Here is a 7410-nt window from a genome sequence, read left to right as displayed (position 1 = left end):
CGGCCTGATCGACGACGACCGGCTCCAGGCACTGGCCCGGCCGCTGCTCAAGAGCGGGTACGGCTCGTGCGTCCGGGGCTGGAGTTCTCGCCGACGTCAGCCCGCGAGCAGCTGCTTCACCGTGGCGGCCACGCGGCCGCCCTCGGCGCGGCCGGCCACCTTCGGGTTCACGATCTTCATGACGGCGCCCATCGCGCGCGGGCCCTCGGCACCGGCGGCCTTGGCCTCCTCGACCGCCTGCGCCACGATCTGGCGCAGCTCGTCGTCCGTCAGCTGCTGAGGCAGGTACGCGTCGAGGATCACGCCCTCCGCCTTCTCACGCTCGGCCTGCTCGGCACGACCGCCCTGGGCGAACGCGTCGGCGGCCTCGCGGCGCTTCTTCGCCTCCTTGGCGATCACCTTCTGCACCTCGTCGTCGGAGAGCTCACGGGCGCTCTTGCCCGAGACCTCCTCCTTGGTGATCGCGGCGAGGGTCAGCCGGAGCGTGGAGGAGCGCAGTTCGTCGCGCGCCCTGATCGCCGTGGTGAGGTCTTCCTGCAGCTTGGACTTGAGCGTGGTCATGCGGGCAAGTGTGGCAGGTGCGTGACGAGGCGCGCCCGCGCATTTCGTGTCGGTCGCCGCCGTGCCGGGTGGATCGCCGGTGGGCCGGCGGTGTCCGCACACCGAACGACCGGGGGCAGCGGGCGGACGCGGGTCCGTCAGCGCGGCGGGCCGAGCTCCCCGGGCCGTAAGGCGACCTACACACGAACGCCCCCCGGGGGCGGCCGGGGCTTCGCCTGCCGGACACCGGCTGTTGACAGCCTGCGCGGGTGCCGTCCCTCCGTCTCCTCGCCGAACGGACCGTCGCCCGGGCCGTCGGCGGAACCATCGGCCGGACTCTCGGCCGGGCTGTCGACCGGGCTGTCGACCGGACTCTCGGCCGGGCCTTCAGCCGGACCGTCTCGGCCGTCGGTCGAGGCCTGGGCCGGACCGTCTCGGCCGTCGGTCGAGGCCTGGGCCGGACCGTCGACTTCCGCCACTGCCAACTGCTCGGACTCACCGGCTCGACGGCCCTGGCGGCGGGCGGCGTGAGCGCCGGAGCCCTCCCCGTACGGGAGATACTCGCCCCCGACTCGGGGAGCGCCGCGCTCGGGCTCGTCGGCGCGTACTTCGGGCTCGTCGTCCTGGTCGCGGCCTGGGCGCTCGTGGGCAGAACGGTACGCGGACCCCACCCACCCGGACGCCGCGACCTGCTGATGACGCTCGTGCTGTGGGCGGCGCCGCTGGTGGTGGCGCCGCCCTTGTTCAGCCGCGACGTCTACAGCTACCTGGCCCAGGGCGCGATGGTCGACGCCCGGCTCGACGTGTACACCCACGGCCCGTCCCACCTCGGCGGACCGCTCACGGCCGAGGTCGCGCCCCTGTGGCGGGACACCCCCGCCCCGTACGGCCCGGTCTTCCTGGCCCTGGCCTCGGCGGTGGCGCACTCGCCCGGTCTGCACTCGTTCTCCGCCGACCAGGTCGCCACCGGAGTGCTCGGCATGCGGCTGGTCGCGCTGCTCGGCGTGGCGGCCATGGCGCTCTGCCTGCCCCGGCTCGCCCGGCACTGCGGCACGAACCCCTCCGTGGCGCTGTGGCTCGGCGCGCTCAACCCTCTGGTGCTGCTCCACCTGGTCAGCGGCGCGCACAACGACGCCGTCATGCTGGGGCTGTTGGGCGTCGGGCTCGTCGCGGCCCTCGGCCGCAGGCCGGTCGTGGCCGTGGCGCTCGTCACCCTGGCCGCTCTGGTGAAGGCGCCCGCGGCGCTGGGGCTCGTCGCCGTCGTCGTCATCTGGGCGAGGCAGGCGCACTCGGCTGCCCGGCCACGGACCGCGCGTACCCGTCCCGCCCGGTCGCCGCGGGCGGCCGCCGCGTTCGCCGTCCTCGGCGCTCTCGCCGTCTGCGCGGCCACCACCGCACTGACCACCGCGGCCGTGGGTACCGGATACGGATGGCTTGCCGCCCTCGACACCCCCGTCTCCGCCGAGAACTGGTCCCTGACCTCCACCCTCGGCCGGCTGACCACCACCCTGCTCAGCGGTGCCGGTGACTCCCTCACGGCGGCCGCCCGTCTCGCGACCCCGGCGTGGCATCTGCTCGGACTCGCCGCGACCGCTCTCGCCGTACTGCTCGCCTGGCGCCGCCATCACCTGCTGCGCCCGGTGCACGCGCTCGGGCTCAGCCTGACGGCGGTGGCACTCCTCGGACCGGCGATCCGCCCCTGGTACCTGCTGTGGGGACTGTTCCTGATCGCCGCCGCCGGACCGGGCCGATCCCTGCGCCGGACGGTCGCCGCCGCCAGCGGGCTCCTCGCCCTGGCCGTACTGCCGAGTGGATTCGCCCCCGACGCCGGGCAGTTGATGCTCGCCGTCAGCGGCGGGCTGCTCGGGGTGGCGGCACTGTGGGGCGCACATCGCGTTGCTCAGCGCCCGGTTGGGAGTACGGCATGACACAGCTGGACACGACGGGTGCCGCCTGGCTGCGGCCCACGACCACCCGCGGCCGGGCCTTCCTGGTCACCGCGCTGGCCACCGCCGTCGTACTGTTCCTCGCGACGGTGCCGCTGCACCGCGGCTGGTTCGACCTCGGCGTCTACTTCGGGGCCGTGCACCACTGGACCGGCGGCGGCGCCCTGTACGACTACGTGGTGCCGGGCAGCCACTACGGCTTCACGTACCCGCCGTTCGCCGCCCTGTGCATGGTGCCGCTGCGGCTGATCGACTGGCAGAGCGCCGTCGCGTTCAGCGTGCTGTTCAACGCCGCGGCGGCCGCGGTGATCCTGCGCTGGACCGCCGGACCGGTCGTCCGGCGCCAGGGCTGGACCCCTTGGTACGCACTCGCCCTCGCCGGCTGCGCCTTCGCCCTCCTCGAACCGGTCCGCGACACCGTCAGCTTCGGGCAGGTCAATCTGCTCCTGCTGGCACTCGTCCTCGCCGACGCCCGGCTACTGGCCGGCGGGAAGGGCTCCCGCTACGCGGGCATCGGCATAGGTCTCGCCGCCGCGATCAAGCTCACGCCCGCCGTCTTCATCGGCCATCTGCTGCTCACCGGCCGCCCGCGGGCCGCCGCGACCGCCACCGCCGTCGCGCTCGGCGCCACGGGCCTGGCGGCCTGGATCGCACCGGGCGCCTCCCGGACCTACTGGACCGAGGCGCTGTGGGACACCGACCGCGTCGGCTCGCTCGCGTACGTCTCCAACCAGTCCTGGCAGGGGCTGCTGGCCCGGCTCTGGGAGCCGCACGAACCGAGCCGCGGGATCTGGGCGGCGGGCGTGATCGTGCTGCTCACCGTGTGGGCGGTGCGGGTCCGCAGGGCGACCGCCGCCGGTGACCACGCCGCGGGCTTCGCGCTGACCGGTGTCCTCGCCTGCCTGATCAGCCCCGTCACCTGGGTGCACCACCTGGTCTGGCTGCTGCCGGCCCTGGTGGTCCTCACCGGCGCGGCGCTCCGCGAGCCGGAGGGGCCGGACCGCCGCAGGCTGCTGGCCTGGGCGGTCGCGCTGCCGGTCGTACTGTGCAGCAGCGTCGTGTGGCTGTGGAGCAAGGACTCGTCCGGCATCGACGGCTTCCTCGGCGGCAACACATACGTCTGGATCGCGTTCGGGCTTCTCTTCGCGCTGCCCGTGCGCCGGCCGGCGGGCCTACTGGTGCGCAGCGCAACGATCGGCAGCACGTCGGCCGGCAGCGCGTCGGCCGGCAGCGCGTCGGCCGGCAGCGCGTCGGCGGAAGCCGTCCCGCCGCCGCCCGGTACCTGACAGGTCTGCGACGATGGACACATGCGCGCACGCTACGGGCTCCCCCTGAAGATCACCGCAGGAATCACGGCGGCCGGAGCCGCCGGCCTCGTCTACGCCGCGGGCATCGAGGCCCGTTCGTACCGGCTGCGACGGGTGACGGTGCCGGTGCTGCCACGCGGGATGCGCCCGCTGCGGGTGCTCCAGGTCTCCGACATCCACATGGTGAGCGGCCAGCGCAAGAAACGGGCCTGGCTCCAGTCGCTGGCCGGTCTCCGCCCGGACTTCGTCGTCAATACCGGCGACAACCTCTCCGACCCGGAGGGCGTACCGGAGGTCCTGGACGCGCTGGGCCCGCTGATGGAGATCCCCGGGGTCTACGTCTTCGGCTCCAACGACTACTACGGCCCGAAGCTCCGCAACCCGGCCCGCTACCTCCTCGAGAACGCGCAGGGCCGCCACGGCCTCAACGGCAACGCCTACGCCGTCGGCGCCGTCCACAACCCGTGGGAAGGCATGCGCGACGCGTTCGACGCCGCGGGATGGCTGGACCTGACGAACACCCGCGGCCGGCTCAAGCTCGACGGCTACGAGATCGCCTTCACCGGCCTCGACGACCCGCACATCAAACGCGACCGGTACGAGAACGTCCTCGGCGGCCCCGAGAAGGACGCCGACCTGTCCCTGGCCGTCGTCCACGCCCCCTACCTGCGCAGCCTCGACGCGTTCACCGCCGACGGTTACCCCCTGATCCTCGCGGGCCACACCCACGGCGGCCAGCTGTGCATCCCCTTCTACGGCGCCCTGGTGACCAACTGCGACCTGGACACGGACCGGGTCAAGGGCCTCTCCACCCACCGGGCCGAGGGAAACGTCTCCTTCCTCCACGTCTCTGCGGGCTGCGGCACGAGCCGCTATGCCCCGGTTCGCTTCGCCTGCCCCCCGGAGGCGACCCTGCTGACCCTGACGACCCGCGACTGACCGCGCGGGGGCCGGCCACGGACCGGCCCCACACCGAAACGGGCTGCCTCCCGGGCCGCGTCGGGCCCATGTCGAGGCCGCGCCGAGACGGGTCCGGGGCGGGCGCGGCCCGGGCAGAAACCGGATTTCGTCTCCGGCCGCGGGTGGGCTAAAGTAATCGATGTCGCCGGGACACCGGCGACATCGGGGTGTAGCGCAGCTTGGCAGCGCGCTTCGTTCGGGACGAAGAGGTCGTGGGTTCAAATCCCGCCACCCCGACAGCTGAAACACCAGGTCAAGGGCCTGATCCGTATTGCGGATCAGGCCCTTCCTGCGTCTCCGGTGATCGTTTGGGAGAAGGAAGGTCACCACCGCGGCCGGGACCGTGGAGGTGAAGGCCCCGCGGGTGAACGACAAGCGCACCGACCTCGATACGGGCGAACGCAGGCGGTTCTCCTCGGCGATCCTGCCGCCTTGGGCCCGGAAGTCCCCGAAGATCAGCGAGGTGCTGCCGCTGCTCTACCTGCATGGGTTGTCGTCTGGGGACTTCGTGCCCGCGCTGGCGCAGTTCCTCGGCAGTTCGGCCGGGCTGTCGCCGGCCACGGTCACGCGGCTGACGGCCCAGTGGCAGGCCGACCACGCTGCCTTCATGGACCGCGATCTGTCGGCCACGGACTACGTGTACGTGTGGGCCGACGGCATCCACCTGCGCATACGCCTGGAGGAGGCCAAGGCTGCCGTGCTGGTGGTGATGGGCGTGCGGGCGGATGGCACCAAGGAGCTGATCGCGCTGGCCGACGGTTATCGCGAGTCGACGGAGGCGTGGGCGGGCCTGCTACGCGACTGTGCCCGCCGGGGCATGCGCGCCCCGGTGCTGGCCGTCGGGGACGGCGCGCTCGGCTTCTGGAAGGCGCTGGTCGAGGTGTTCCCCGACACCCGCGAACAAAGATGCTGGGTTCACAAAACCGCAAATGTTCTCGATTCTCTGCCGAAGTCGGCCCAGCCCGCGGCCAAGCGCGCCATCCAGGACATCTACAACGCCGAGAACAAGGAGCAGGCCCGCAAAGCCGTCGCCATGTTCGCCAAGCAGTACAACGCGAAGTACCCCAAGGCGGTCAAGAAGATCGTGGACGATGAGGACGAGCTGCTGGCGTTCTACGACTTCCCCGCCGAGCACTGGATCCACCTGCGGACCACGAATCCCATCGAGTCAACGTTCGCCACCGTGCGGCTGCGGACCAGGTGACCAAGGCTGCCGGCAGCCGGGCCGCCGAGCTGGCGATGGTTTTCAAGCTGGTCGAGTCCGCCCAGGCCCGCTGGCGGGCGTGAACGCACCCCACTCGTCGCTCTGGTCCGTGCCGGGGCCCGCTTCGAACGCGGCCACCTCGTCGAACGCCCCAAGACCCTCTCGGCGTGAGCAGCCTCAGCCGATCCGCAGAAGCCGGGAGGATCTCAGGCACTCATGCGCCGTATGTGCAGGTGGCCATCGCGGGGGAAGGAGGGCGGTGCCGCGGGCAGGATGGTGTCGAAGTCGTAGCGGCTCTTCTGTGCAACCCGGCACGATGCCAGGTTGTCCACCTGGTGAAGGAGCTCGAGACGCTCCAGCCCGTCGGCTTCGAAGGTGTCGAAGGCCCAGCTGGTGAGTGCCTCCAGAGCGCGGGAGGCCACTCCCCGCCCGCGAGCGTGCGCCGCGGTCCAGTAGCCCACTTCGGCCGCCGGTTTGCCGGAGGTGACTTCTTTGAGGACCACGTTGCCCACCAACTGTTCGCGAACTGAACCGGGTTGTGCCTCAAGGACGGCGAAGCCGAACCGGTCCCCCGCTGCCCAGCCCTGCTGCTGGGCCTGCACCCAGCGTGCCCCGTCGGCATGGTTGTCCACGACCGAGCTCGCCCACTGGCGCAATGCGGGATCCCGGCTCACCTCGACCAATGCGGCAACGTCCTCCATGCGCCAGGGGCGAAGAACGAGAGCGGAAGAGAGCGGCGACGGGGCCGCCTGAAGTACGACCGGGGCACTCATCAACCGATCATATGCGGCGGCGTTTTCACCCGACGCCAGCCGCGTCCGCCCCATGCCGCCTTGCGACCGCCCCGTCATTGCTGTGTCCGGATGCGCAGAGCCTTGACGGACCAATCGAACACTGGAGCCAGACTCTCCGGGGCCGGCCAGCCGTTGACCACTGCGAGCAGCTGGAGGTATCGCTCCCTGCGGGGGTCGTTCACGCTCTCCAGCCGAGTCGCCAGCCGGCGGCGAAGCTCGACGTCGTCGGGGCGTCCGAGGAGGTGCGCGTAGTGCGCAGTGAACGCCGCGACGATCGGATCGGCCTGGGGCGAGGCCGGGTCAATGCCGGCGGTCAGGGCCGGGCCGGCCTGGTCACGGACGGCTGCGGCAATGTCGCGGCGCGGGCCCATCATGTCGCTTCGGGCCTGCTCGGCTGCCTGGTCCTCGGCCATCCGCCGCACGACGGCGCGGAAACCCAGGTCTAGGGACATTTCGGCCAACTCCACCCACGCCTGGACCTGTTCCGCCTCCGGGTTGTCGGGCAACTCGGGGGTCATCGAGCGCATGACCCCCGCGAATGCGGGAGTGGCGTCAAGACCGCCGAATGAGCCTTTTCAGCGTGACCACCGATCGGGTGATGGCCTTGGTGCCCGCAACGGACAGGGCTCCCGTGCCGTTGGGTGAGGTGTTCGAAGTCT

5 protein-coding genes, 1 tRNA gene and 2 pseudogenes are annotated in these 7410 nt (G+C 71.8%); 5 read left to right on the top strand and 3 right to left on the bottom strand.

Translation table 11 applies throughout. From position 1 onward, the window contains the following. Positions 1 to 96: 96 nt before the first annotated feature. Entirely contained in the window at positions 97 to 561 is a 465-nt protein-coding gene (locus ACWD01_RS36685; protein WP_356894493.1) for a GatB/YqeY domain-containing protein, read from the bottom strand. Between the two features lie 431 nt (positions 562 to 992). Here ACWD01_RS36685 and mptB point away from each other — a divergent pair, with 431 nt between their 5' ends. The 5 genes and pseudogenes from mptB to ACWD01_RS36660 form a co-directional block, all read left to right on the top strand. Further along, positions 993 to 2468 carry a polyprenol phosphomannose-dependent alpha 1,6 mannosyltransferase MptB gene (mptB, locus tag ACWD01_RS36680; protein WP_451168226.1) on the top strand — a complete coding sequence of 492 codons (1476 nt, stop codon included), beginning with the start codon at positions 993 to 995 and terminating at the stop codon, positions 2466 to 2468. Further along, entirely contained in the window at positions 2465 to 3772 is a 1308-nt protein-coding gene (locus tag ACWD01_RS36675) for a glycosyltransferase 87 family protein (protein ID WP_451168224.1), read from the top strand. The genes mptB and ACWD01_RS36675 overlap by 4 nt, the downstream gene beginning before the upstream one ends. 21 nt (positions 3773 to 3793) lie before the next feature. Continuing rightward, a complete protein-coding gene (locus ACWD01_RS36670) occupies positions 3794 to 4732 on the top strand; it encodes a metallophosphoesterase (protein WP_451168222.1) in 939 nt (312 codons plus the stop codon). Positions 4733 to 4916: 184 nt separating this feature from the next. Continuing rightward, a tRNA-Pro gene (locus ACWD01_RS36665) sits at positions 4917 to 4990 on the top strand. 79 nt (positions 4991 to 5069) lie between these two features. After that, positions 5070 to 6128, top strand: a pseudogene (locus tag ACWD01_RS36660) (IS256 family transposase); the annotation flags it as partial. Between the two features lie 35 nt (positions 6129 to 6163). On the opposite strand, the gene ACWD01_RS36655 reads toward ACWD01_RS36660, so the two are convergent. Both ACWD01_RS36655 and ACWD01_RS36650 read right to left on the bottom strand, forming a co-directional pair. After that, positions 6164 to 6730 carry a GNAT family N-acetyltransferase gene (locus tag ACWD01_RS36655; RefSeq protein ID WP_451168220.1) on the bottom strand — a complete coding sequence of 189 codons (567 nt, stop codon included), beginning with the start codon at positions 6728 to 6730 and terminating at the stop codon, positions 6164 to 6166. Between the two features lie 74 nt (positions 6731 to 6804). Then, positions 6805 to 7320: pseudogene (locus ACWD01_RS36650) on the bottom strand (MerR family transcriptional regulator); the annotation flags it as partial. Between the last annotated feature and the right edge of the window lie 90 nt (positions 7321 to 7410).

The sequence above is a fragment of the Streptomyces sp. NPDC002835 genome (assembly GCF_053591995.1).
Note: the sequence above shows the minus strand (reverse complement) of the source record. Positions and strands in the feature narration are given on the sequence as shown.

Excerpts from the sequence above, each read along its gene's own strand:
- ACWD01_RS36685 (WP_356894493.1), bottom strand. The coding sequence starts at position 561 with ATGACCACGCTCAAGTCCAAGCTGCAGGAAGACCTCACCACGGCGATC.
- ACWD01_RS36675 (WP_451168224.1), top strand. The coding sequence starts at position 2,465 with ATGACACAGCTGGACACGACGGGTGCCGCCTGGCTGCGGCCCACGACC.
- ACWD01_RS36655 (WP_451168220.1), bottom strand. The coding sequence starts at position 6,730 with ATGAGTGCCCCGGTCGTACTTCAGGCGGCCCCGTCGCCGCTCTCTTCC.
- ACWD01_RS36670 (WP_451168222.1), top strand. The coding sequence starts at position 3,794 with ATGCGCGCACGCTACGGGCTCCCCCTGAAGATCACCGCAGGAATCACG.